The organism is Tenacibaculum pacificus (genome assembly GCF_027941775.1).
In the GTDB taxonomy this organism is placed as follows: domain Bacteria; phylum Bacteroidota; class Bacteroidia; order Flavobacteriales; family Flavobacteriaceae; genus Polaribacter; species Polaribacter pacificus_A.
Genome location: NZ_CP115917.1, coordinates 1131672 through 1158495, shown reverse-complemented (window position 1 = coordinate 1158495; position 26824 = coordinate 1131672). Strand labels below are relative to the sequence as shown.

Here is a 26824-nt window from a genome sequence, read left to right as displayed (position 1 = left end):
GAATGATGTTAATTATTACTTAAATATACCGCTGATTTTATTACAATAACATAATATTACGGATATTCGGATCTTTAAAATAATCTATGAATAAAACAACAAGCAATTTTGGTGCCGAAAAAATAAGTAAACTATTACTAAAACAAGCAATACCTGCTTCTATAGGAATTTTGGTGATGTCATTAAATATGATTGTTGATACTATTTTTGTTGGTCGTTGGATTAGTGTAATGGCTATTGCGGCTATTACTGTCGTTTTACCGATTGCTTTTTTAATTTCATCTATAGGAATGGGAATTGGTATTGGAGGAAGTTCTATCATTTCTAGATCATTAGGAAAAGGAAATACTTCAAAAGCTTTTAAAGTCCTTGGAAATCAAATTACTTTAACAGTTGGTTTGTCTGTATTATTTGTTGGGATGGGAACTTTTTTTTGTTTTCCTATTTTACAATTATTTGGTGCAAAAGGAAGTATTGTAATTCCTGCTACAGAATATTTTCGAGTTATTATCTGGGGAGTTCCTTTCTTAGCTTTTGCCATGATGGGAAACCCTGTTATTAGAGCTGTTGGAAAACCAAATTACGCAATGTTTACAATGATATTACCTGCAATAGCTAATATTTTATTAGATGTTATTTTTATAAAATTTCTAAATTTAGGAATGTTTGGAGCAGGATTAGCAACTTCTATTTCATACGGAGTAAGTGGACTTTTTATTTTATGGTTCTTTTTATCAAAAAATACCGACTTAAAAATTATTCCGAAATATTTTCAAATTGATTTATCTATTTTAAAAGAAATTATTTCACTCGGAGGAATTACAATTATTAGACAAGGAACTATCAGTATTTTAATTATCATATTAAACTATACATTATTTAAATATGGTGGAGAAATATCTATTGCCGTTTATGGAATTATAAATAGAATAATGTTATTTGCCTTATTTCCTGTACTTGGAGTTACTCAGGGATTTTTACCCATTGCAGGTTATAATTACGGAGCAAATGATTCAAAAAGAGTCAAAGAATCTATAAAAACAGCAATTTTATTTGGTACAGTAATCGCTACATTTATTTTTATTATAATTATGGTATTTCCTTCGGAGTTAATAGGACTTTTTACTAATGATAAAAAACTTATAAATCTTACTTCGGATGCTTTAATAATCGCTTTTTTAGCAACTCCTGTAATTACCACACAATTAATTGGTTCGGCTTATTTTCAAGCAGCTGGAAAAGCATTGCCAGCATTACTACTAACACTTTTAAAACAAGGTTTTTTATTAATTCCGTTAGTTTATATTTTACCTAAATTTTATGGAATAGATGGTGTTTGGATGTCTTTTCCTATTGCCGATTTTTTAGCAACCTTAGTTACTTTTTTATACTTAAACAGAGAAATTAAGCGTAGTTTAAATTAAACTTTCGCCATTTAAATTGGTGGTTAAAATCTCACTCATAAAATCAAAAAAAGGTCGTAAAGCTTTATAAGATGTATTTATTTCTGATAAAAAATCTTTAGATAATACTTCTTTATCTGTAAAATTACGAACAGCTATAAATCCTTTTTTTCGTAATAAATCTATATCAGGATGATTTTTATCAAATCCTCTTGGTGCAGATTTTAATTCAGCACCTTCAAATTTATTTCCAAAATTTTTAACAAACTCAGGATTATTTAAAATAGCTCTAAATTCAGAAGCATCCATTTCAATTTCTTTTCTAATACGAAGTAAATCTTCTTTATTTGGTTCCCAAAAACCACCTGCTAAAAAACTTTCGCCTCCTGGACGAATTCTTAAATAATAACCGCCTCTTAAATGATTTCCTTTTCGAGAAAATGAACCCGCAAAATGTGGTTGATATGGCGTTTTATCTTTCGAAAAACGAACATCTCTATAAATACGAAACAACTTAAATTTATCAATACTATCATCTAATTCTAAATCGGCTCTTATATGTCCATAAAAATCTTTGGCTTTATTTTGAACCTCAACAAAAGTTGTTTTTTGCTCAGTAAACCACTCACGATTATTATTTTCTTTTAAGGCTTTTAAAAATTGAAGTGTTGATTTTTCTACTTGCATCAGTATTTTTTATTCTTGATAATTTAGTTTGATAATTAATTGAAAGGTACAAAAAAACGCTGTAGAAAAATCTACAACGTTTGCTTTGTTTTTTATTTTGCGTTAGGGATTGAACGGCTTGTTTGAGCTCTTTTTTATTTTTCTTAAAAAATAAAAAAAGCGAGTAGTGAAAGCCCGCCCGAACGCCCTAATAAATATATTAAACGTTAAATCTGAAATTCATAATATCACCATCTTGTACGATATATTCTTTTCCTTCTACGCCTAATTTACCTGCTTCTTTTACTTTTTGTTCACCTCCTAAGGTAGTATAATCTTCATACTTTGTTACCTCAGCACGAATAAATCCTTTTTCAAAATCGGTATGAATAACCCCAGCAGCTTGTGGTGCAGTATCTCCAATATTAATAGTCCAAGCTCTTACTTCTTTTACACCTACGGTAAAATAAGTTTGTAAGTTTAATAATTTATAAGCAGCTCTAATTAAAACAGCTGAACCAGCTTCTGTTAAACCTATATCGGCTAAAAACATTTCACGTTCTTCGTAATCGTCTAATTCAGTAATATCAGCTTCAGTACCTACCGCCAATACAATCACTTCTGCATTTTCATCTTTTACCGCTTCTCTTACTTTAGTAACATAATCATTACCGTTTACAGCCGCACCTTCGTCAACATTACAAACATATAATACAGGTTTTGATGTAATAAATTGTAATGTATCAACAATTTCTTGATCTTTTTCTGAAAAATCAATTGCTCTTACTGAAACACCTTGTAATAAAGTTTCTTCAACTTTTAATAAAATTTCTAATTCTATTTGAGCTTCTTTATTACCAGTTTTAGCCGTTCTTTTTACACGCTCTAAACGTTTTTGAACAGTTTCTAAATCTTTTAATTGTAACTCAATATCGATAGTTTCTTTATCTCTAATAGGATCTACAGAAGCATCAACATGAATAATATTATCATTGTCAAAACAACGTAATACGTGAATAATAGCGTCTGTTTCTCTAATATTTGCTAAAAACTGATTACCTAATCCTTCACCTTTACTCGCCCCTTTAACTAAACCAGCAATATCAACAATCTCAACTGTTGCAGGCATTACTCTCTCAGGGTTTACCATACCTTCTAGAACCTGAATTCTTTTATCTGGTACATTTACAACACCAACATTTGGCTCAATAGTACAAAAAGGAAAGTTTGCACTTTGTGCTTTTGCATTTGATAAACAATTAAATAACGTTGATTTTCCAACATTTGGTAACCCTACAATTCCTGCTTTCATTCTATCTATTTATTGAAAATTTGCGTACAAATATACTTTTTTTGCTTTAAATTTTAAATGTTTATTTTGTACTGTTTACATTTTATTAAAAAAAGTATTTTATTTATAAAAAATCACTTTACATTTTTTGTAAAGTGATTTTTACTATATGTAATATTTTAAAAAAATATTATTGATTATTTCTTTTAGAAGCTAATAATGTATTTTTTAATAACATTGCTATTGTCATTGGACCAACTCCTCCCGGAACAGGTGTTATAAAAGCTGATTTTGGAGCAACTTCATTAAAATCAACATCACCAACTAAACGGAAACCATTTTTCTTAGATGAATCGGCAATACGAGTAATACCTACATCAATAACAGTTACATCTTCTTTAACCATATCTGCTTTTAAAAATTCAGGAATTCCTATTGCAGCGATAATAATATCAGCCTGTAAGGTAATTTCTTTTAAATTTTTAGTTCTACTATGTGTTAAAGTTACCGTAGCATTACCTACTTTTCTTTTTTGTCCTAATAAAATACTCATTGGGCTACCTACAATATGGCTACGACCAATAACAACTACGTGTTTACCAGAAGTTTCTACTTTGTAACGATCTAATAATTCTAAAATTCCGTAAGGTGTTGCCGAAATAAAAGTAGGTAAATTTAAAGCCATTTTACCAACATTCATTGGATGAAAACCATCAACATCTTTGTCTGGGTTTATTGCCATTAAAACCTTTTGTTCATTAATATGACTAGGTAAAGGTAATTGTACTATAAAACCATCAATATCATTATCAATGTTTAATATAGCTATTTCATTTAATAATTCTTTTTCAGTGGTACTTTCAGGCAATCTAATTAAAGATGATTCAAAACCTACTCTATCACAAGCTTTTACTTTTGCATTAACGTAGGTTAAACTTGCACCATCATTACCAACTATAACAGCTGCTAAATGAGGTGTTTTTTTATCCTGATTTTTTAAATCTAATACATCAATAGCAATTTCTTCTTTAATATCTGCTGATGTTTTTTTACCGTCTAGTAAAATCATTTTGTACTGTGTTGTTGTTAATAATTATATGTAAAGAAAAAGAGAAGCAAAAGCTTCTCTTTGTTGCTATTTCATGTTTTGCATCATTTGCATCATTTTTTTTCCGCCACCGCCTTGCATCATCTTCATCATTTTACTCATTTGATTGAATTGCTTCATCAACTGATTAATTTCTTGTATTGATGTACCAGAACCTTTTGCAATTCGTTTTTTACGATTTGCATCAATAGAAGCAGGATTACTTCTTTCAAACGGAGTCATCGATTGTATAATTGCTTCAATACCTGTAAAAGCACCTTCATCAATTTCAACATCTTTTAAGGCTTTACCAGCACCAGGAATCATTCCTACTAAATCTTTCATGCTACCCATCTTTTTGATTTGTTGAATTTGACTTAAAAAGTCATCAAAACCAAATTGATCTTTTGCAATTTTTTTCTGAAGTTTTCTAGCTTCGTCTTCATCGTATTGTTCTTGGGCACGTTCTACTAATGAGATAACATCTCCCATTCCTAAAATACGATCTGCCATACGATCTGGGTGAAAAATATCAATTGCATCCATCTTTTCACCAGTACCAATAAACTTAATAGGTTTATTAACAACTGATTTAATAGATAACGCAGCTCCACCACGTGTATCACCATCTAATTTGGTAAGTACAACACCGTCAAAATTTAAAATATCATTAAAAGCCTTTGCCGTATTTACAGCATCTTGACCTGTCATAGAATCTACAACAAATAATGTTTCTTGAGGATTTATAGCTTTATGAATGTTTGAAATTTCATCCATCATTTCCTGATCAACAGCTAAACGACCAGCAGTATCAATAATAACTACATTTTTACCCGTTGCCTTTGTACGCTTAATTGCATTTTCAGAAATTTCAATTGGGTTTTTATTGTCTACTTCCGCATACACTTCAACACCAATTTGTTCTCCAACAACTTGTAACTGATTAATAGCCGCAGGACGATAAACATCACAACCAACTAATAATACTTCTTTCGATTTTTTAGTTTTTAAGAAGTTCGCTAATTTTCCTGAAAAAGTAGTTTTACCAGACCCCTGTAAACCAGACATTAGGATAACACTCATTGAACCACCTAAATTAATACCAACAGTGTCACCACCCATTAAATCAGTCAATTCATCTTTAACTAATTTAACCATTAATTGCCCTGGGTTTAACGTTGTTAATACGTCTTGTCCTATGGCTTTTTGTTGTACTCTTTTAGTAAAGTCTTTCGCAATTTTAAAGTTAACATCGGCATCTAATAAAGCTCTACGAACTTCTTTTAGTGTTTCAGCAACATTAACTTCTGTAATTTTCCCGTGTCCTTTAAGCGTATGTAACGCTTTATCTAACTTTTCACTTAAATTATTAAACATGATCGGCTTCATTTTTAGAGCTACAAATATAATAATTTAGTTGTTAGGACTATGATTTTTTAGAAGCGTTTGTTCGATAAATTTTAATTTTGATATATTTTATTTAAAATTAAGCTGTTTTTTAAAGCTTCTTCTTGTTTCTTTAGAAGATAAAAATAAAAAACTATATAACTGTTTTTTTTAAAAAAGTAAGAATGCCTAGCCCCGATTGAAGCAATTGTTTGAGCTCTTTTTTGTTTTTCTTTTCAAAAACAAAAAAAGCGAGTGCGGAAAGCGGGAAATTGCTTCTAATTCTTTTTATAGTTCTAAAACTATACTATTTTTTAAAAAGAAAATTGAAGTTTAGAATAATAAAAAGCACCATTAGTTCCCATTTGTGTTGAATCCCATACACCTCCACTATCAGTATATTTATCTTGCATAGTTGGGTAAGCGTTAAAAAGGTTTGTAGCGCCTATTTGAAAAATTATATTTTTAAAAATATGATATCCCAACTGTACATCAACGGTATATTTTGGATGATAAATATCTTTATTCATTTCCCAGTCAATTAATTCAACACCACTAAATCGAGTAACATTTACATTTGCATTAAATTTTTCTTTTTGATAATTAAAATTCAAACTAAATTTATTCTTAGGCGCAGATGCTAATAAAAAATGACGTTCTCGAATACCAAAAAAAGTTTCTTCATCAAGATTTTTATGTTTTATTTCATCTATTTTCATCGAATTTACATTTCCAAATAAATCTATTGAAAACTTAGACTTATTAAATTTCTTAAACCATTTTACTTTAATATCCAAACCACATGTAGTAGTATTTACTCCATTAGCAAAGAATTGTACATTTTCGGCACGTAAATTTAAATCATCAGTATTAAAATTACCGCTCAATATAATTCTATCTTTTATTGAAATAAAGTAAGTATCAAGATTAATTGCAAAATTATGTTTAGGGTTATAAGTAATTCCGATACTAATATTTTTAGTAATTTCTTCTTTTAATTTACCAATACCAAATTTACCTGTAATAGGATTGTTATTTGCAATAAGCAAAGATTCAACCAATTGATTTCCAACATAATTTGTAAAACTAAAATTATAATAAGCCTGAGCTAACGAAGGAGCCCTAAAACCTGTACTAAAAGAAGTTCTTAAATTAAGTATAGGAAGCAATTTTAATCTTGTTGCTAGTTTATAGTTTATTCTACACCCAAAATCACTATAATTTTCATACCTTAAAGCTGTAGCAAGCATCCATTTTTTTGTGAAATCAAATTCGGTATCTATATAAAAGCTTAAATTAGTACGTTTTTTTTTAAGTTCATTTTTGGGAGAATATCCTGGAAAACCTTGTGAAGCTCCAGGTCTTATTTTACCATCTAAAGTTACTAAATTAGCTCGTGTAAAATTATTTACAACATCACCTTTTATATTATATGATGCATACGAGGCTTCTTCGCCTGAGAATATTTCGTAATTTTCTAATCTATATTCTGCTCCTAAAGCAATATTTACTCCTTTAAAAAAATCAGTAAAATTTTTAGAAAAATCAATACTAGTAGTATTCTGACTTAATAAATGCCCACCTGCATCAAACGTTGTTGGAGATTTTTCTAACAACGTAGCGTTTAAGCTATTTTTAATAAAATAATGAAAATTATTAATTCCAAAGGTATTATTAAAATCGATATCCCATTTTTTATAGGTTGATTTTAATCCTGCTGAAAAAGATACATCAGAAATATGAGAAGTTATTATAGGATTAAACCCCTCAGGATAAATCGCTATTACATTTCTTTCGCTATTTTTTTTCTTGAAAATGCATAAGCTTGTGTGTCTTTAAAATTATATCCACCATTAGCATATAATGTTGTTTTTTTAGAAATAGGAATTTCTGAATTAAAAAAAGTACTTATATTTTTTGTTTTTACATCTCCATACTGCTCTCTAACATCAGTACCTAATCTACAAGTATGATCTTTAGATAAAAAATCTGTTGAAACATTTAAAAATCCTTTTTTAAATATTTTAGTACCATAATTAACATCTACTTTATAAGTAAAGCCATCAACACTATTATTTTTAGAACTTGTATTAATCGTAGCATTATTAAAACCAAGTGTTGTATTTACTTTTAATGAATTTTTATTATTTTTTAAAATTATATTTATAACACCTGCAATAGCATCAGAACCATATTGAGCCGAAGCTCCATCTTTTAAAATTTCAATTCTTTTAATGGCTGATATTGGTATCGTATTCAAATCTGTACCTGAATTTCCTCTACCTCTTGTTCCTTGTAAATTAACAAGCGAAGCCTGATGTCTTCTTTTTCCATTGACTAACACCAATGTTTGATCAGGACCTAAACCTCTATAAGTTACAGGAACAATATGATCAGCACCATCAGCTCCAGATTGTTTAGTCGCATTAAAAGATGGCATGTTATATTGTAAAAATTGATTAACCTCTAACAAACTACTCTTTAATGCTATTTTATTTAAATGGATAATATCAATTGCAGTTACAGCATCTTTTTTTGCTCTTAAATTATTACGAGAACCAATTATCAAAACCTCATCAAGATGTAAACATTCTAATATGATAATTGTTTTTTTATCTGAAGGTATAACCGTTTGTGGTTTATAGCCAATATGAGCTATTATTATAGGTTGATTCTTTTTCAATCTTAATTTAAAAGAACCATTAGAAGAAGAACTTGTACCGTTATTTGTTTGACTTTCTATAATACTAGCACCTTTTAAAGGACTGTAATGTTCATTGAAGACAACTCCACTAATAAATGTATGTTCTATTTTCTTTTTTGTTGATATTAAATCAGGTTTTTTTTTAGGTGTTTTTCTGGATGTATTACTGTAAATAACGTAATAATTATTACCTAGTGCATCAATATTTAAATATGTTATTTTTTTTAAAAGACGAAAGGTTTTTTTTAAAGAAAGGTTTTTAAATTTTGATTTATCAATAGTAATACCCTTTATAATTGTTGGATTATATGTAAAATGTAGCGCATATTTTTCACTTAAGTCTGCTAGTAGGTAAGATAACGAAATATTATTTTTTTGGGTATTTTTTTTATTTTGACTTAAGAGTGTCAAGGAAAAACATAAAAACCCAAAAAGGATTATGTTTACTAATAAACGATTTTTAAAATAACTTAATTGTTTGATAGAATATAAAATTACTTTTTTGAAACAACTAATTTAGTGTTTTCTTTTGTAATTATAACATTTACCGATTTTTCTATCGCTTTTAAACAAATTTCTAAATTACTTGTTGGTATTGCTCCTGAGATTAATATATTTTTAAGATCAGTATTCTTAAAAACAACTTCATAACCATAGGCTTCAGAAACTTTTTTAAATACTTTAGATAGAGTTGCATTATTAAAAGTTAGTATACCTGTTTTCCATGAAGTATTTTCAGTCGCTAATACTTTTGAGCGATTTTCTAAAATTTTATCTTCATTTACAGAAAAAGAAACTAAATCACCTGGAATCATTTTTTTAGCAGTACCATTTTTTAAAGCTAACCAAATGTTACCTTCTTCTAAAAAAACTTGCGTTTTATCAGTATTAGATTTCACATTAAACTTAGTACCATATACTTCAACTTTTAAATCATTAGTAAACACCCAAAATTTCGCATTTGTTGTTTCCTTTTTAGCTACTTCAAAATAAGCCTCTCCATTTAATGTAACTTCTCTGGGAGTTTCTTTTGAATAAGAAATAGTAGAATTAGAGTTTAATGTAACCAAGCTACCATCTTGAAGCTTTATATGTAGAATTTCTCCAAATCCACTAGTATAACTTGTAATATTATTTTGTACAAATGTATAAATACCTATTGAAATAAATAGGATAACACTTACAGCAATAGCTAACCACCTATTTTTATTAAAAGTATTCTTTTTAATTTTTTGCTCTCTTTCTAAAATTTTTGCTTCAAAATCATTCCAAGCAAAATTAACTTTTTCTTTAGAGATAAGGTTTTCTTTAAATTGAATTCCTATAATAATTGCTTTTGCTTCTTCTGCAATTTCTTTTTTATCAGGATTATTAATTAACCAATACTGCCAAAAAGAAACATCACTTAATTTAGAGTTTAAAGCCCAGTTTTTAAAAGAGGTATCTTTTAAGAAATCATCAATATTATTGTATAGTTTATTTATCATTTAAATATAGAAAATACATGCTTATATTACAATAAGTAATTAAATTATAATATATACTCTTTTTGAGAGTGCAAATTTAAGAATTAAATAATTGTAAAATCTGAATATCCTCTCTTAATCGTTTTATAGCTTTATGAATATAATTAACAACACTTTGGTAGTTAATCCCCATAACATCAGCTATTTCTTGAGTTTTAAGTTCACAGTTATATTTTAAGTATAATACTTCTCGTTGTTTTTTAGGAAGTTTATTTAACGATACACTAAGATTTTTATTTCTAAAAGAAGTAGATTCTTGACTTGTTAGTAACTCTTCAGGTGTAAAATGAATATCAACAATGTTTTCATTAATATTTCTGATGAACTTATTTTTTTGATTTTTCTGAAGTATTTTAATCAAAAATCGCCTATAAGAAGTAAATAAATAAGGCGCAATACTATTTAAATCACTTAAATTTTCTCGATGTTCATATACGTACATAAAAAAATCTTGAAGAGAATCTTCTGTTATTGTTTTATTTCCTGAAATTTTTAAACCATAATTAAATAAACTAGTATAATAATTTTTAAAAAGTGCTTCAAAAGCAGTTAAATTTCCTTCTTTTAATGATTTCCATAAAATTTCATCAGACAATTTTTTCATAAAGAAAACGGGGGTTTTAGTTATTTTTCTTTAAATATAGTTAAAAATATCTTAACAAATAAGTGTTTAATCTTAAAAAAAGATAAAACACCCTTCGATTATACTAATAAAATCAACAAAACAATACTAAAAATATAATTTCAATTTTATTAAAATAAAAAGAAATTCAATAAAAAAATATATTAATAATAATCACTAAAAAAAATGTAATTTCACATAGATAGATAAACTAAAAAAACCACCAATTTGGTGGCTTTTTATATAAAAACATCAAAATAAATATTTTACACAAGTGTTTCTAAGTAATGATTTTCGATAGCATAAGCTTCTTTTAAACCTGCTATTTTAGCATCAATTTTAGATATATCGTTCTTTTTTATTGATTTACTTGCTACTAACATTACGTTTTTACGAGTATGTTCGTTACTTATAAATTCAAAAACTTTTGTATTATAATTACTTTTTTCTAAAATTAACGCACGAATAGTATCTGTAACCATTTCAAACTGACGTTCTTTAAAAATTCCATATTTTAATAACGGACTTTCTTGCTCTTTTCCTTTTACTTGCTGACGAATTTGTTTATGACAACAAGGTGCACAAATAATCAATTCTGCTTTTGCTGATAAACCTTTATAAATAGCATCATCAGTAGCGGTATCACAAGCGTGCAATGCTATTAAAATATCAATTTTATTGTTATCGTATTCTTGAATTGGCTGTGCTACAAATGATAAATTAGTAAATACTGATTTCTCTGCAACATCATTACAATAATCTACTAATTCTTTACGTAACTCAATACCTGTAACGGTTGCGCTGTATTTTTTTTGATTTACTAAATAATCGTACAAAGCAAATGTTAAATAGCCTTTACCCGATCCCATATCAACAATATTAATATGTTTTGGTAATTTTGTAGATTTTAATAAACCTTCAATAATTTCTAAATATTTATTAATTTGACGATATTTATCTGCCATTTTATGAATAACCTTTCCTTCTTTGTCGGTAATTCCTAAGTGATGTAAATAACTTCCTGCTTCGGCTAAACGCTCTTTTGGTTTGTCGTGTGTTTCAGGTAATTTATGCTTAAAACTAGCGGCATTTACTCGGTAAGAAACTAGTTTTCTTTTAGATATAAATATCAATAAATCTTTAGATAATGTAAACAACGTTGCTGCTCTAAAGTTATCCATCAATAAAATTTCTATTTCAGTAATAGCTTCTGAAACTGTATAGTTTTTAACCTTATCATTTGTATTATAATGATACGTAAATTGAAACATTTCTGTTCCTTTTATCTTTACCAAACGAACATATACATTTGGCAATCCATCACTTTTTTTGATAGGTTTACTTAATGTTAGTTTTACAAAATTATTATCTAAAACGCTTTCGTTTAAGGTGTCTTTTAATTGTTGGAATTCATTCATTTTGCAAAAATAGTTAATATGCTTTGGTTTATTAGTAATAAGTAATAAAATTTAGCTGAACTAATTAATCAAAAATAGTTTTGAATGATTTCATTTTCAGTAATAAATAAAGTTTTAAAAAAAAGATAGCAAGTTTAAACTTGCTATCTTTTTCTTATTTATTATAATAATTACTATTAATTTCTTTCTTTTAAAACTGCTTCTATTTCACTTAACGTAAAACCTTTTGCTTTTAAAAGAATCACAATATGATAAAATAAATCGGCAGCTTCATTTTTAAATAAATCGGCATCATTATCTTTTGCTTCAATAACAAGCTCTACAGCTTCTTCTCCAACTTTTTGAGCAACTTTATTAATTCCTCTTTTATACAATTTATTTGTATATGAAGTTGGATGATCAGTATCAATTCTATCAGAAACAATACGCTCTAATTCATATAAAAAACCTTTTGGAGTTTCATCAGCAAAACACGATGTAGTTCCTTTATGACACGTTGGTCCTGCTGGTATTACTTTTATTAAAATAGTATCGTTATCGCAATCGATTTGAATATCTTTTACTGCTAAAAAGTTACCAGACTCCTCTCCTTTTGTCCACAACCTACTTTTACTTCTGCTAAAAAAGTAACTTTATTTGTATCTTTTGTTTTTAAGAACGCTTCTTCATTCATATACCCTAACATTAAAACTTGTAATGTGGTATCATTCTGAATTATTACAGGAACTAACCCGTCTCCTTTTGTAAAATCTATATTCATCGTACTGGTATATTTTGTTCTTTTAAATATTGTTTAAGTTGTGGTACTGGTATTTCAGCAAAATGAAAAATACTTGCTGCTAAACCTGCACTAGCTTGAGTTTTTGTAAATACATCTTTAAAATGTACTTCTTTACCTGCACCTCCTGATGCTATAACTGGAATATTAATTGCGCTACTCACTGAGTTCGTTATATCAATTGAAAAACCAGCCTTAGTTCCATCACTATTCATAGAAGTTAGTAAAATTTCACCAGCTCCTAATTTTTCTGCTTCTTTAGCCCAAGCAACTGTTTCTAATTCAGTTTCGTTAGTACCTCCTTTTGTAAATACTTTCCATTGATTATCGATATGTTTAGTATCAATAGCAACCACTACAAACTGACTTCCAAATCTATTTTTTAAATCGGTAATTAACTGCGGATTTTTTACTGCCGATGAATTAATACTCACTTTGTCTGCACCTGCTTTTATTAAAGCTAATGCATCATCAACAGTACTAATTCCACCTCCAACAGTAAAAGGAATGTTTATTTCTTGTGCTATTTTTTCAACTAAATCAACTAATGTTTTTCTGTTTTCTAGAGTAGCTGTAATATCTAAAAACACTAATTCGTCAGCGCCATCTTTTACATATTGTTTTGCTAATTCTATCGGATCACCAGCATCTTTAATATCAACAAAATTAACACCTTTTACAGTTCTTCCGTTTTTAATATCTAAACAAGGTATTATTCTTTTTTTTAACATAGCTTTTGTAATTCTTTTAAGCTGATATAACCTTCGTAAATAGCTTTTCCTAAAATAGCGCCTTCACAACCTATTTCTTTCAACTCTATTAAATCGTCAATACTAGCAACACCTCCACTAGCAATTAAATTTACATCGCTTTTACTTAAAATTTCTTTATATAAATCTACAGAAGCACCTTGTAACATTCCATCTTTAGCAACATCTGTACAAATAGTATTTTTCACGCCTATTTGTTCATATTGTTTGATAAAGTCAACAACATCAACTTCTGATGTTTCTAACCAACCATGAGTTGCTATTTTTCTGTTGATACAATCAGCACCTAAAATAATTTTATCGCTACCATACTTGTTTATCCATCCTGTAAAAACATCAGGGTTTTTAACTGCAATACTACCTCCAGTTATTTGACTAGCTCCGTTTTCAAAAGCAATACGTAAATCTTCATCAGATTTTAATCCACCACCAAAATCAATTTTTAAATTAGTTTTAGCTGCAATTTGTTCTAATATTTTATAATTTACAATATGTTGCGATTTAGCACCATCTAAATCTACTAAATGTAAATACTCAATTCCGTTGTCTTCAAATTCTTTGGCTACTTCAACAGGATTTTCGTTATATATTTTTTTGGTTGCGTAATCACCTTTTGTTAAGCGTACACATTTTCCATCAATAATATCTATGGCAGGTATAATTCTCATTTTCTTATTTTATAATTCTAAAAAGTTTTTCAATAAATTTTCACCAATACTTGCTGATTTTTCAGGGTGAAATTGCATCGCATAAAAATTATCCTTTTGCATAATTGAACTAAATGGCTGTATATAATTACAGGTTGCTATTGTTTGCTCACAAACTTCTGCATAATATCCATGTACGTAATATACATCATCATTACTATTTAAATTTTTGATGATTTTTGATGATTTAATTTCAGCAAAACTATTCCATCCCATGTGTGGTACTTTTTCTAAAGGCGGAAACTTTTTTGTAACCGTATTAAAAATACCTAAACATTTTGTATCTCCTTCTTCTGAAGACATTCCCATAAGTTGTAATCCTAAACAGATACCTAATACGGGTTGGGTTAGCGATACTAAAAGTTCGTCTAATTTACGTTCTTTTAAATATGCCATTGCCGAACTAGCTTCGCCAACACCAGGAAAAATTACTTTATCGGCTTGTTGTATTTCAGCAGGGTTATCTGTTATAATACTATCGTACCCTAAACGAGTAATAGCATTTTGAACAGAGCGTATATTACCTGCATTGTATTTTATAATTGCAATCATATTAATTATAGCGTTCCTTTAGTTGATGGTAAAATCATTTTACTACTATCTCTTTTTACAGAAACTTTTATTGCTTTTGCAAATGCTTTAAAGATAGCTTCAATTTTATGATGTTCATTATCACCTTCGGCTTTAATATTTAAATTACATCTAGCTCCATCTGTAAACGATTTAAAAAAGTGAAAAAACATTTCTGTTGGCATTTTACCTACCATTTCTCTTTTAAAATCTGCTTCCCAAACTAACCAATTTCTACCTCCAAAATCGATAGCTACTTGCGCTAAACAATCATCCATTGGCAAACAAAAACCGTAACGTTCTATTCCTAATTTATTACCTAAAGCTTTGTTAAAAACTTCACCTAAAGCAATAGCGGTGTCTTCAATTGTGTGATGTTCATCAACTTCTAAATCTCCTTTAACTTGAATATCTAAATCCATTTGCCCATGACGTGCAATTTGATCTAACATATGATCGAAAAAAGAAATTCCTGTACTAATATTACTTTTACCAGTTCCATCAAGATTTAATTTAATATCAATCTTAGTTTCATTGGTATTTCTAACAATTTCAGATGTTCTTTCTTCTAACTTTAAAAACTCATAAATAGCATTCCAATCGCTACTTTCTAAGGCGATAAAATCATCTAATGCACTTCTTTTAACGGTAATTTCATCAGTACCTAAAAAAGTTTCATCATTTATATAAATCCCTTTTGCTCCTAAATTTTTTGCTAATTCAACATCTGTTAAACGATCTCCAATAACAAATGAGTTTGCTAAATCATATTCTTCCGAAAAAAACTTTGTTAACAAACCTGTATTTGGTTTTCTTGTAGGCTGATTATCTTTAGCAAAAGTAATATCAATAATTTCTTCTGAAAAAACAATTCCTTCTTCAGCCAATGTACGCATTACAAATTTATGCACAGGCCAAAAAGTATCTTCTGGATACACTTCTGTTCCTAATCCATCTTGATTTGTAACTAAAACCAATTCGAAATCTAATTCTTTAGCTATTTTGCTTAATCCTTGAAATACCTTCGGATAAAACTCTAATTTTTCGAATGAATCTGTTTGTTCGTCTGCTGGTTCTTTAATTAAAGTTCCGTCTCTATCTATAAATAATACTTTTTTCACGTGTGCTGATTTTCAATAAAAATACTCCGTTAATTTATTTTTGAAGTGATAATTATTAAATTGATTTTAATGCTGTGATTAATCGTTTATTTTCGTCTATACTTCCTACCGTAATTCGTAAACAGTTATCTACTAACGTATTTCTGTTTCTGGTAATTATTTTATCGGCTACTAATTTATTGTAAATTACATTTGCATCCGTTACTTCTATCAGAATAAAATTAGCTTCGGTAGGATATATTTTTTTAACTAATTTAATATCGCTTAACTCTTTTATCAACGTTTCTTTTTCGTTGATAATAATGTTTTTATTGATTTCAAACTGAGCTAAATTATCTAAAGATGCTACTACAGCTTCTTGATTTAAAGTACTAACATTATAAGGTGGTTTTACTTTATTATACAAATCGATAACTTCCGAATTTGCGTATGCTGCACCAACTCTTACTCCTGCCAATCCCCAAGCTTTACTAAAAGTTTGGCTTACAATTAAATTTGGATATTTCTCTAATTTAGTACTATAAGAAGCTCTTGAACTAAAATCAATATAAGCTTCATCAATAATTACTACTCCATTAAAATTTTCCAATATATATTCAATCGTTTCATCATCGAAACAATTACCTGTTGGATTATTTGGCGAACAAATAAATATAATTTTCACCTCTTCCATATCTAAATATGGTTCTAATTGGTTCAAACTTATTTGAAAATCATTTACCAAAGGTTGTTTAATCAACTCAACATCGTTAATACCTGCAGAAACATCGTACATACCATAAGTAGGCGAAAATGTTAAGGCTTTATCTTTTCCTGGTTCACAGAAAATTCTGAATGCTAAATCAATTACTTCATCACTACCATTTCCTATAAAAATTTGATTTTCAGCAACTTTTTTAATTACTGATAATCGTTCTTTAATTTTTATTTGTCTAGGATCAGGATATCTATTTAAAACTCCAAAAGGATTTTCATTTGCATCTAAATATACTTCTGCAGTTCCTTTAAATTCATCTCTTGCTGATGAATACGCCTTTAATTTCTGAATATTTGGGCGAACTATTTTATCTAAATTAAACATTTTCAATATCTTTTAATCTTAAAGTAACAGCATTTTTGTGTGCTTGTAAACCTTCGGCTTCTGCCATTAATTCTATTGCTTTTCCGATAGTAGCTATTCCTTGTTTTGTTACTTCCTGAAAAGTAATTTTTTTGATAAAACTATCTAAAGAAACACCACTATAATTTTTTGCATACCCGTTTGTTGGTAAAGTGTGATTTGTACCACTTGCGTAATCACCTGCACTTTCACAACTATAATTTCCTAAAAATACTGAACCTGCATTAATTATTTTATCAATATATATTGATGCATTTTCAGAAGCAATAATTAAATGTTCTGGTGCATATACATTACTAAAATCAATCATTTCATCCGAAGAATTTAAAACAACTACAAAACTGTTTTCTAATGCTTTTTCGGCAGTTTCTCTTCTAGGTAATACTTTTACTTGCTTCGCTACTTCGGCAAGTACATTTTCTGAAACTTCTAATGAAGTTGTTACTAAAACTGCTTGACTATCTGCTCCGTGTTCTGCTTGTGATAATAAATCAGCAGCTACAAATGCCGCATTTGAAGTTTCATCTGCAATAACCAAAACTTCACTTGGTCCTGCTGGCATATCAATAGAAAGCCCTTCTTGCTGAACTAATTCTTTCGCTTTTGTTACATACTGATTTCCTGGACCTAATATTTTATACACACTAGGAATAGTTTCTGTACCGTACGCCATTGCTGCAATAGCCTGAGCTCCACCAACTTTAAAAATTTTGGTAACGCCAACTAATGCCGCCGTATATAAAATTGCAGGGTGAACTTTTCCTTCTTTATTTGGAGGCGTACACAATACGATTTCTTTACAACCTGCTATTTTTGCAGGAGTTGCTAGCATTAAAATAGTTGAAAATAAAGGTGCAGATCCTCCTGGAATATACAAACCAACTTTTTCGATAGCAACACTTTTACGCCAACAAGTAACACCTGCAGTAGTAACTACTTTTTTCTCTTCCTCTTTTTGAGAATTATGAAAAACTTCAATGTTACTTTTTGCTAATTGAATTGCTTCTTTTAACTCCGAACTAACTAATTTATCAGCTTCTTCGATTTCTGTAGCTGTTACTTCAAAAGAAGAAATTGCTACTTTATCAAATAATGCTGCATATTTTGTTAATGCTTCGTTTTTATTAAGTTTTACATCTTTTAGTACAGCTTGTACTGTTTCTTGTAAACTATTTTCGTTAAAAGTTGCTCTTTTACAAAGAGGTTTCCAATCTTTTCTTTGAGGATACTGTATAATCTTCATTTTGTTATCTTTGCTTTTTAAACAACCATTTTTTCAATCGGGCATACTAAAATACCTTCTGCTCCATTCTTTTTAAGCTCGTCTATAATTTCCCAAACTTCATTTTTATCTAAAACAGAGTGTACAGAACTCCATCCTTTTTCAGACAATGGTAATACCGTAGGACTTCTCATTCCTGGTAAAATATTGATGATTTTTTCTAATTTATCATTCGGCGCGTTTAATAAAATATATTTCGAACGTCTTCCTTTTAAAACTGATTGAATTCTAAATTGAAGTTTATCTAATAATTCTTTTTGAGATGCTTCTAATTTCGGAGAAACCGCTAAAACAGCTTCCGATCTTAAAATAACTTCTACTTCTTTTAAATTATTTTTAAATAAAGTTGATCCGCTTGATACAATATCACAAATACCGTCTGCCAATCCAATATTTGGAGCAATTTCAACAGAACCGTTAATGATGTGTAATTGAGAAGTAATATTTTTTGATTTCAGAAAATTTTGAACTGTATTCGGGTATGATGTTGCTATTCTCTTATCTTGAAAATAAGATAATCCTGTGTATTCATCACCTTTAGGAATTGCTAAAGATACTTTACACTTAGAAAAACCTAATTTTTCAATGAACTCAATATCTCCTCCTTTTTCAATTAATAAATTTTCACCAATAATAGCAATATCGACAACACCATCTTTTAAATATTGAGGAATATCGCCATTTCGAAGATAAAAAACTTCTAAAGGAAAATTACTTGCTACGGCTTTTAATTGGTCTTTTCCATTATCGATAGAAATACCACAATTTTTTAAAAGACTTAATGAATCTTCGTTTAATCTTCCTGATTTCTGAATTGCAATTCTTAATTTACTCATCTTAATTTTTATTTATCAATTTAATTTGAGCAAATTTTTAACGTGTAGTTTACTTTATTTTTTAAAAATAAAAAACCCGCTTGATTTGCTCAAACGGGTTTAAAATATATGTTGTTTTTAGTCAATACATCTTTAGTTCGCCTGAGTGCAAATATGAGAATGATGATGATGTACTTGATTAAAATTCATGTTCTTTATTCTTACTGCAAATATTTGTTTTTTTTTGATATCTCACAAGGAAAAATAAAAATTAAACAAATTAATTTAAAAAGTTAATATATTTACTTTAAAAACTCATGACAGAAAAAAAGTAAAAATTTAATTGTAATTATCGGTAATGGCTTTGATTTAGCCCACGGATTAAAAACAAGTTATAACGATTTTGCTAATTATTATTTAGAAGAAATTATTGTTGATGAGTTATTAAACTTAGATAGTAACAGTTCTAAAAAGCACTTTTTAAATAACAAGTTTGTTCAAAACAAAAATATAATTAAATATAAAGGTACTACTGTGGCATTTAGCTATAATGAATTAGAATTAGACTGGCTTAAAAACCTTTTAAATCATATATCTAATCAGAATATAAATGAAGTTTTACAATGTTTAAATTCTAACAATGACTATATTAAACTTTTAATATCTAACAAATTACTGGGGAAACTATATTCAAATTCCTTTGAAAACTGGTTTGACATAGAACAAGCATATTATGAAGAATTAAAAGGTATTTATAATTCACCAAAAGAAAATCATAATGAAGAATTAGACATACTTAATAAAAATTTACAAGAAATAAAAGAAGCCTTAAAAAAATATTTAAACGATAAAATAAAACCAACATGGAGTGGTTCTGTAAATAATTCTTTTGAAAATCATTTTATCGATAGAGAAAATATCTCTTTCATTAATTTTAATTATACAAATACTATAAACTGTTATCGTGATTTGGCGAATATTAATTCCAACATACATATTCACAATAGTTTATCCGAAGATATTATTTTTGGTTATGGAGATGATACAGACGAAATGTATCAACAAATGAAAGCTAGTAAAAATAATGATTTTTTAAAATATTTTAAAACTTTTGATTATTTAAAAAGCAAAAATTACAGAAAAGTTCTTAATCAATTAGCTGCTTTTAAAGATGGATATGATGTTTTAGTAATCGGTCATTCATTAGGAGGAACAGATAAAACTATTTTAAAAACCATTTTAGATAATAATTCTTGTCAAAATATTGAATTATTAAAACGTTCTGATTTAGATAGTGAAAAAGAAAAAGAAGACAATTCATTTGAATTACACGCAAACCTTGCTAGAATATTTGATTCAGAAGCTTCTTTAAGAAAAAAAGTAATTTCTTTACAACAATCTGTTAATTTCCCTTTAATGACATCTATTGATTATACTACAATTAATGAAAGAGAAAAAGAGTTATTTCCAAGAAAAAGTAATCATGTTACTATTAAAACAACAAAAACCACCTATAAATAGGTGGTTTTTTATATAAAATTTTAAAATATAATTTGTTAAAATTATGCTTTAAAGTTAATTTTACGCATACGTAAACTTAATGGAGTAACTTCTAAGTACTCATCAGCTTTAATGTATTCCATGTTTTCCTCTAAAGAAAAATCAATTTTTGGAGCAATTTTCATAGCATCATCTGTTCCAGATTTACGCATGTTTGTTAATTGCTTTCCTTTAATTAAGTTTACAGCCATCTCATCAGATTTGCTGTTTTCACCAATTACCTGTCCAACATAAATTTCTTGATTTACATCAATAAAAAACTTACCTCTATCTTGTAAACGGTTTAACGCATAAGCAGTAGCTTTACCAGTTGCTGCAGAAACGATAGCTCCTTTTACTTCTTCAGTAAAGTCTCCTTTATAAGGACCATATTCACTAAATCTGTGGTTAATAATTGCTGCACCTCCAGTTGCTGTTAAAATCTTGTTTCTTAAACCAATTAATCCACGAGAAGGGATAGAAAATTCTAAATGTTGTAAATCTCCTTTAGGCTCCATAACTAACATATCTCCTTTTCTAAGAGATACTAAGTTAATCGCTTTAGAAGCAACATCTTCTGGTACATCAATAGACAATGTTTCCATTGGCTCATGTTTCTTACCATCTACCATTTTAATAATTACTTGTGGTCTTCCCACTTGTAATTCATATCCTTCACGACGCATTGTTTCAATCAATACAGATAAATGTAATACTCCACGTCCAAAAACGTTAAATTTATCTTCAGAATCAGTAGTTTCAACTTTTAAAGCTAAATTCTTTTCTAATTCTTTAAACAGACGGTCACGAATATGACGAGAAGTTACAAATTTACCTTCTTTTCCGAAGAAAGGAGAGTTGTTAATTGTAAACAACATACTCATAGTAGGCTGGTCAATTTCTGTTCTTGGTAATGCTTCTGGGTTTTCTAAATCAGCGATAGTATCACCAATTTCGAATCCTTCAATACCTGTAATAGCACAGATATCTCCACAAGGAACTTTATCAACTTGAACTTTACCCATTCCTTCGAATACGTGTAATTCTTTAATTCTTACTTTTTTATTAGTACCGTCAGCTTTACATAACATGTAATCTTTACCAGCTTCTAAATCTCCACGGAAAATACGTCCAATAGCAATTCTTCCTGTAAAAGAAGAAAAATCTAAAGAAGTAATTTGCATTTGAGGAGTTCCTTCGTTATACTTAGTAGCAGGAATAGATTCTAATACAGCATCTAATAAAGGTACGATATTATCAGTTTCATTTTTCCAGTCAGTACTCATCCAGTTGTTCTTAGCAGAACCGTAAACAGTAGTAAAATCTAACTGCTCTTCAGTAGCTTCTAAAGCAAACATTAAGTCAAAAACTTTTTCGTGAACGATGTCAGGAGTACAGTTTTCTTTATCTACTTTGTTAACTACAACAATAGGAGTTAAACCTAATTCTAAGGCCTTACCTAATACAAAACGAGTTTGTGGCATAGGTCCTTCAAATGCATCAACTAATAATAAAACACCATCAGCCATTTTTAATACACGCTCTACTTCACCTCCGAAATCGGCGTGACCAGGTGTATCTATTACGTTGATTTTTGTGTTCTTATAGTTTACTGATACGTTTTTAGAAAGAATTGTAATTCCTCTTTCACGCTCTAAATCATTATTATCTAACAATAAATCAGTACGTTCTTTACGATCGTCTAATATTTTTGCTTGATCTATAATTTTATCAACTAAGGTTGTCTTACCGTGGTCAACGTGGGCTATAATAGCAATATTTCTAATTGGTTGCATTCTTGGTCGTTTTTTAAAGTTGCAAAACTAGTGTTTTATATATAAATAAAACACTACTAGGTAAATAATTTATTTTACCTACTGTATTCATTACAGTTTTCTACGTTTTCTTTCTATTTTTATTAAATTAAGTTCTCTTGAAGTTTGCCCTGCTACAGAGGTATTTTCTTCAGCTCTACGAATTAAATAAGGCATCACATCACGTACAGGACCAAAAGGAACGTACTTCGCTACATTATAACCTTCTTTGGCTAAATTAAAACTAATATGATCACTCATACCATATAACTGACCAAACCACATACGTTTATCAGTTGGTTTTATACTATACTCTTTAGCTAAGTTCATTAATAAATAAGAACTTTCTTCATTATGAGTACCTGCAAAAATAGCCATATTTTTATGTTCCATCATAAAATGAACAGCCTCGTTATAGTTTTCATCAGTAGCTTCTTTGTCTTTACAGATAGGAGAAGCATACCCTTTTTCTTCAGCTCTTTCACGTTCTTTTTCCATGTAAGCACCACGTACTACTTTCATACCAATATGATACCCTTTTTGATGAGCTCTTTGATATAAAGCACGTAAATAATCCATACGATCATGACGATACATTTGTAATGTATTAAAAACAATAGCTTTGTCTTTATTATACAATTCCATTAATTCTTCAATCAAATCATCAGCTGCATCTTGCATCCAACTTTCTTCTGCATCAATTAATAAAGGAACATCTTTTTCTACAGCTAATTTACAAACAGTATGAAAACGATTTAAAACTCTAGCCCATTCTGATTTTTCATCATCAGATAATTCCTTTTTTTCGCTTAATTTTTGATATAAAGCAAAACGTCCAAATCCTGTTGGTTTAAAAACTGCATACGGAATTGATTCTTTTTCATCTGAAAATTGAATAATTCTTACAATTTTATTAAGAGCATCATCAAAGCTTTCTTCAGCTTCTTTACCTTCTACTGAATAATCTAATACACTATACACATTACCTTTAGTGTACATTTTATCAATATTAGGTAAACAGTCATCTTCGGTTACTCCACCACAAAAATGGTCAAAAACAGTTGAACGAATTAAACCTTCAACAGGTAAGTGCGCTTTTAAAGCAAAATTAGTGACTGCTGTACCAATGCGAACCATTGGCTGATTTTGAATCATTTTAAATAAAAAATATGCGCGTTCTAACTCTGAGTCAGATTTTAATTTAAAAGCAGTTTCGGTGTTGTTAAAAATTGTCATTAATGGAAGTCGTGTTATTTTTATTTCAAACACAAATATAAATGTACTCAATGATATATTTTAGTTTTTTCTATTTATTTTTGCTTTAAATTTAATATTAAAATGACCTCTATTCAAGCAGCAACATACCTTATTCATTTTAATGAGAAAGGCTATACAGAATTAGCAAGTTTAATTCGTACTAATAACTACTCTTCTCTTTTTATATTAGTTGATGATAATACATTTACTGATTGTTATCCTCGATTTATAGAATTATTAGAAACAGACAAAAAAATTGAAGTTATTCAAATTGAAGCAGGTGAAGTTCATAAAAACATTGAAACCTGCGTAGGTGTTTGGAATGCAATGACCGAGTTAGGCGCAGACAGAAAAAGTTTATTAATTACCTTAGGTGGTGGTGTTATTACCGATTTAGGTGGTTTTGTAGCCTCGACTTTTAAACGTGGAATTGATTTTGTAAATATCCCAACAACATTATTAAGTATGGTAGATGCTTCTGTTGGAGGTAAAACAGGCGTTGATTTAGGTGTTTTAAAAAATCAAATTGGATTATTTGCTAATCCTGAATTGATTGTTTTAGATCCTGAATATTTACAAACGCTTTCTCCTAGAGAAATAAGATCAGGAACAGCTGAGATTATCAAATACGGAATGACACATGATTCTCATTTGTTTAAAGAAATTAAAGACAATCCAAAGTTAAATATTGTTGATTTAATTCATCGTTCTATCGAAATAAAAAACGAAGTTGTTTTAGAAGATCCGAAAGAACATGGCGTTCGTAAGGCATTAAACTGGGGACACACTATTGGACATGGAATAGAATCTTACTTTTTAGAAAGTGCACATAAAGAAAACTTAACACACGGAGAAGCGATTGCAATCGGTATAATTTGTGAAGCATATCTTTCTTCTAAAGTTTTAAATTTCCCTTCGGATAAACTTAAAGAAGCTAAAAAAGCTATTATTGCTATTTATGGTAAAGTTGCTATTTTAGATGATGATATTCCTCATATTATGGAATTAATGAAACATGATAAGAAAAATATTGGTGGAGAAATCAATTTTGTACTTTTAAATGATTACAGTGATTTTAAAATTAATTGCACAGTTGATAGTCAATTAATTATTGATAGTATCGCTTACTATAATTCATAGTAAAAAATAAAAAGCGGAAATTTCCTTAGAAATTTCCGCTTTAACAAAATATTAAATTAAACTAAATATTTTTTTAGATTCTTAGAGCCTATTTTGCTCTAAAAATTAAATGAACATGACTCAGCATAAAACAATACGTAAATACTTCCATTTCTTTTTCTTTTCTGCAATAATCTATACTTTCTTCTAACACAGAAAAATAAACTTGTCGAGTAAAAATATCTAACCAATATACCGTAGCAAAACTTATAAAGTATGCTCCTGATTCGTTATGAAATTTATATTTTCTACTCATTACTCACTTTTTTTTAACTTCTTTTTTGCTAGTGCGAGCGTCTCGCTCGTTATCTATATACTTTTATCACAACTACTAATCCTTTTATATATAATCATTACCGCTTACTCATACCGTCACGAGCAGGATGCTCGCGCTAGCAAGGGAATACCATTTTAAAAAACTACTTTTACACAAAGTCTTAAAACTATTTTCAAAATTTTATATTTCAAAAAAAATGAAAAAATTTATAAAGCCAGATAACTTATCAGCAAAAGAAAAAAAGAAATCTATTATTAAAATTTTCCTTCTTATAGCTGTAATTCTTGCCTTTACCTATTACAAAACCTCTTTAGAAAAAGAAAAAAAACAACTTTTAAGTTCTAATTATGAAATAACTATATGCGAGGTTGTAGGATTCAATAACAGTAAAATAAACGGAAATGAATTTGAATATTTTGTTAACAATAAAAGTTATAAGTACCCTAATAATAATAGTCTAGAGTTTTGTAAAGGTGAATATTTTAAGATTAAATACTCTAAAGTTAATCCTGATATTTGCAAAATATTTCTTACTAAGCCAGTAGTCAAGGATAGAAACGATTACATTGAAGTCACCGCAGAAGTTAAAAGTTCTGAGACTTTTACACTTACTAAAATTGAATTCAACTATATTTACCTTGATAAAAGATATAAAAGATTTGTTTATATTAACAATTCTTCTGAATATAAAATAAATAATAAATACAGAATTATTGTTAATAAAACAAATCCAAAGATAGCTTATCTAAAAAATACGGTTAGTTTTTTATAAGTTTATAATCTAAAAACATTTTTGTAAAAATGAAATTATAGCCTTTATTCAGAATATTTAAATAATTCTTATTTGTTACTGATTTTAAATATTCATTATATCGCAATAACTCATCATCACTTAAATCCTTATATTTAAATAATCCTAAAGCTACAAATTGATTCTTTGAGCCTGTTTAAATTTCATTTAAAAACCTTTTATCGCTAAAAAATCGAATCCGTCAAACTGAATTTATTTCAGTTTCGCATCCTTAATTTGCCGTAGTTCTTAGTTTTATGTGATGCTGAAATAAATTCAGCATGATGTTTATATCTAAAAAAAACACACTTTATTTAAAATTTAAACAGGCTCTTTATATTTACACTCATATCTATTGGGAAATTAATATCTGTTTTTGCTCTTATACTAGACATTTTAGTTGTTTCGAACTCAATACCTTCTCTAACAACATAAAAGGCAGTTAAAGTATTTAATAGAAGTTTTTCTGTTCTAGAAGAATACTCAATGAGATCATCTAAGTTTCGAAGTAATTGAATCCTTTTTTTCGTTGGCGGATTACTTTTCATCTTATTAAAAAACTCTATTTATTATTGTTTTTTAACCTCTTTGGAATAACCCCCGCTAGCGTAAGCGTAACGCTTGTGCTATCAAATATCCTAAAATCACTATAATAATACTACTACTATTTAAACAAAATCTATATTTTATTCAATATTTTTG

23 protein-coding genes and 2 pseudogenes are annotated in these 26824 nt (G+C 28.5%); 4 read left to right on the top strand and 21 right to left on the bottom strand.

Going from position 1 to position 26824, the window contains the following annotated elements:
- The first annotated feature begins 86 nt into the window (after positions 1-86).
- Positions 87-1424, top strand: a complete 1338-nt coding sequence (locus tag PG913_RS05310) for an MATE family efflux transporter (protein WP_271231945.1) — start codon at positions 87-89, stop codon at positions 1422-1424.
- On the opposite strand, the gene PG913_RS05305 is transcribed toward PG913_RS05310, so the two are convergent.
- The 17 genes and pseudogenes from PG913_RS05305 to hisG form a co-directional block, all read right to left on the bottom strand.
- On the bottom strand, positions 1416-2090 hold the full coding sequence (locus tag PG913_RS05305) for a DUF2461 domain-containing protein (RefSeq protein WP_271231944.1): 675 nt from the start codon (positions 2088-2090) through the stop codon (positions 1416-1418). The two genes, PG913_RS05310 and PG913_RS05305, sit on opposite strands and share 9 nt — an antisense overlap.
- A gap of 199 nt (positions 2091-2289) precedes the next feature.
- Positions 2290-3381, bottom strand: coding sequence for a redox-regulated ATPase YchF (gene ychF, locus PG913_RS05300; protein ID WP_271231943.1), 1092 nt, complete (start codon positions 3379-3381; stop codon positions 2290-2292).
- A 169-nt stretch (positions 3382-3550) separates the two neighbouring features.
- Positions 3551-4429, bottom strand: coding sequence for a bifunctional methylenetetrahydrofolate dehydrogenase/methenyltetrahydrofolate cyclohydrolase FolD (gene folD / locus PG913_RS05295; RefSeq protein WP_271231942.1), 879 nt, complete (start codon positions 4427-4429; stop codon positions 3551-3553).
- Between the two features lie 66 nt (positions 4430-4495).
- A complete protein-coding gene (ffh, locus tag PG913_RS05290) occupies positions 4496-5824 on the bottom strand; it encodes a signal recognition particle protein (RefSeq protein WP_271232137.1) in 1329 nt (442 codons plus the stop codon).
- A 323-nt stretch (positions 5825-6147) separates the two neighbouring features.
- Positions 6148-7494 carry a TonB-dependent receptor plug domain-containing protein gene (locus tag PG913_RS05285; RefSeq protein WP_333780814.1) on the bottom strand — a complete coding sequence of 449 codons (1347 nt, stop codon included), beginning with the start codon at positions 7492-7494 and terminating at the stop codon, positions 6148-6150.
- Between the two features lie 122 nt (positions 7495-7616).
- Positions 7617-8948: a TonB-dependent receptor plug domain-containing protein gene (locus PG913_RS05280; RefSeq protein WP_271231941.1), complete on the bottom strand. Its 1332-nt coding sequence runs from the start codon at positions 8946-8948 to the stop codon at positions 7617-7619.
- Between the two features lie 83 nt (positions 8949-9031).
- Positions 9032-10024 (bottom strand): FecR family protein, encoded by a 993-nt coding sequence (locus PG913_RS05275; RefSeq protein WP_271231940.1) that lies wholly within the window; start codon positions 10022-10024, stop codon positions 9032-9034.
- Between the two features lie 76 nt (positions 10025-10100).
- Positions 10101-10667 (bottom strand): RNA polymerase sigma factor, encoded by a 567-nt coding sequence (locus tag PG913_RS05270; RefSeq protein WP_271231939.1) that lies wholly within the window; start codon positions 10665-10667, stop codon positions 10101-10103.
- A 284-nt stretch (positions 10668-10951) separates the two neighbouring features.
- A complete protein-coding gene (locus PG913_RS05265) occupies positions 10952-12103 on the bottom strand; it encodes a class I SAM-dependent methyltransferase (protein ID WP_271231938.1) in 1152 nt (383 codons plus the stop codon).
- 176 nt (positions 12104-12279) lie between these two features.
- A pseudogene (gene hisIE / locus PG913_RS05260) lies at positions 12280-12863 on the bottom strand (bifunctional phosphoribosyl-AMP cyclohydrolase/phosphoribosyl-ATP diphosphatase HisIE).
- Positions 12860-13612: an imidazole glycerol phosphate synthase subunit HisF gene (hisF, locus tag PG913_RS05255; RefSeq protein ID WP_233884866.1), complete on the bottom strand. Its 753-nt coding sequence runs from the start codon at positions 13610-13612 to the stop codon at positions 12860-12862. The pseudogene hisIE and the gene hisF overlap by 4 nt, the downstream one beginning before the upstream one ends.
- Entirely contained in the window at positions 13606-14319 is a 714-nt protein-coding gene (hisA, locus tag PG913_RS05250) for a 1-(5-phosphoribosyl)-5-[(5-phosphoribosylamino)methylideneamino]imidazole-4-carboxamide isomerase (protein WP_271231937.1), read from the bottom strand. The genes hisF and hisA overlap by 7 nt, the downstream gene beginning before the upstream one ends.
- Before the next feature lie 9 nt (positions 14320-14328).
- Positions 14329-14910: an imidazole glycerol phosphate synthase subunit HisH gene (hisH, locus tag PG913_RS05245; RefSeq protein ID WP_271231936.1), complete on the bottom strand. Its 582-nt coding sequence runs from the start codon at positions 14908-14910 to the stop codon at positions 14329-14331.
- A 5-nt stretch (positions 14911-14915) separates the two neighbouring features.
- A complete protein-coding gene (gene hisB, locus PG913_RS05240; RefSeq protein WP_271231935.1) occupies positions 14916-16049 on the bottom strand; it encodes a bifunctional histidinol-phosphatase/imidazoleglycerol-phosphate dehydratase HisB in 1134 nt (377 codons plus the stop codon).
- A 55-nt stretch (positions 16050-16104) separates the two neighbouring features.
- Positions 16105-17130 (bottom strand): histidinol-phosphate transaminase, encoded by a 1026-nt coding sequence (hisC, locus tag PG913_RS05235; RefSeq protein WP_215044112.1) that lies wholly within the window; start codon positions 17128-17130, stop codon positions 16105-16107.
- The gene (gene hisD, locus PG913_RS05230; RefSeq protein WP_271231934.1) at positions 17123-18412 is read right to left on the bottom strand and encodes a histidinol dehydrogenase; all 1290 of its coding nucleotides are present in this window, start codon (positions 18410-18412) and stop codon (positions 17123-17125) included. Before hisD ends, hisC begins: the two co-directional genes overlap by 8 nt.
- A 17-nt stretch (positions 18413-18429) precedes the next feature.
- A complete protein-coding gene (gene hisG / locus PG913_RS05225) occupies positions 18430-19287 on the bottom strand; it encodes an ATP phosphoribosyltransferase (protein ID WP_271231933.1) in 858 nt (285 codons plus the stop codon).
- 321 nt (positions 19288-19608) lie between these two features.
- Between hisG and PG913_RS05220 the strand changes: the two genes are divergently transcribed.
- Complete coding sequence (locus PG913_RS05220) at positions 19609-20787, top strand: AbiH family protein (protein ID WP_333780813.1); 1179 nt, start codon at positions 19609-19611, stop codon at positions 20785-20787.
- A gap of 41 nt (positions 20788-20828) precedes the next feature.
- Here PG913_RS05220 and typA read toward each other — a convergent pair whose 3' ends face one another.
- Positions 20829-22601: a translational GTPase TypA gene (gene typA / locus PG913_RS05215; RefSeq protein ID WP_271231932.1), complete on the bottom strand. Its 1773-nt coding sequence runs from the start codon at positions 22599-22601 to the stop codon at positions 20829-20831.
- Positions 22602-22691: 90 nt separating this feature from the next.
- Positions 22692-23855: a proline dehydrogenase family protein gene (locus PG913_RS05210; RefSeq protein WP_271232134.1), complete on the bottom strand. Its 1164-nt coding sequence runs from the start codon at positions 23853-23855 to the stop codon at positions 22692-22694.
- Positions 23856-23957: 102 nt separating this feature from the next.
- Between PG913_RS05210 and aroB the strand changes: the two genes are divergently transcribed.
- Positions 23958-25016 (top strand): 3-dehydroquinate synthase, encoded by a 1059-nt coding sequence (gene aroB / locus PG913_RS05205; RefSeq protein WP_271231931.1) that lies wholly within the window; start codon positions 23958-23960, stop codon positions 25014-25016.
- A gap of 94 nt (positions 25017-25110) precedes the next feature.
- Here aroB and PG913_RS05200 read toward each other — a convergent pair.
- Positions 25111-25311 (bottom strand): annotated as a pseudogene (locus PG913_RS05200) (transposase); the annotation flags it as partial.
- 217 nt (positions 25312-25528) lie between these two features.
- On the opposite strand from PG913_RS05200, the gene PG913_RS05195 reads away from it, so the two are divergent.
- A complete protein-coding gene (locus PG913_RS05195) occupies positions 25529-26104 on the top strand; it encodes a hypothetical protein (RefSeq protein ID WP_271231930.1) in 576 nt (191 codons plus the stop codon).
- Between the two features lie 332 nt (positions 26105-26436).
- Here PG913_RS05195 and PG913_RS05190 read toward each other — a convergent pair whose 3' ends face one another.
- Positions 26437-26670 carry a hypothetical protein gene (locus PG913_RS05190; protein ID WP_271231929.1) on the bottom strand — a complete coding sequence of 78 codons (234 nt, stop codon included), beginning with the start codon at positions 26668-26670 and terminating at the stop codon, positions 26437-26439.
- Between the last annotated feature and the right edge of the window lie 154 nt (positions 26671-26824).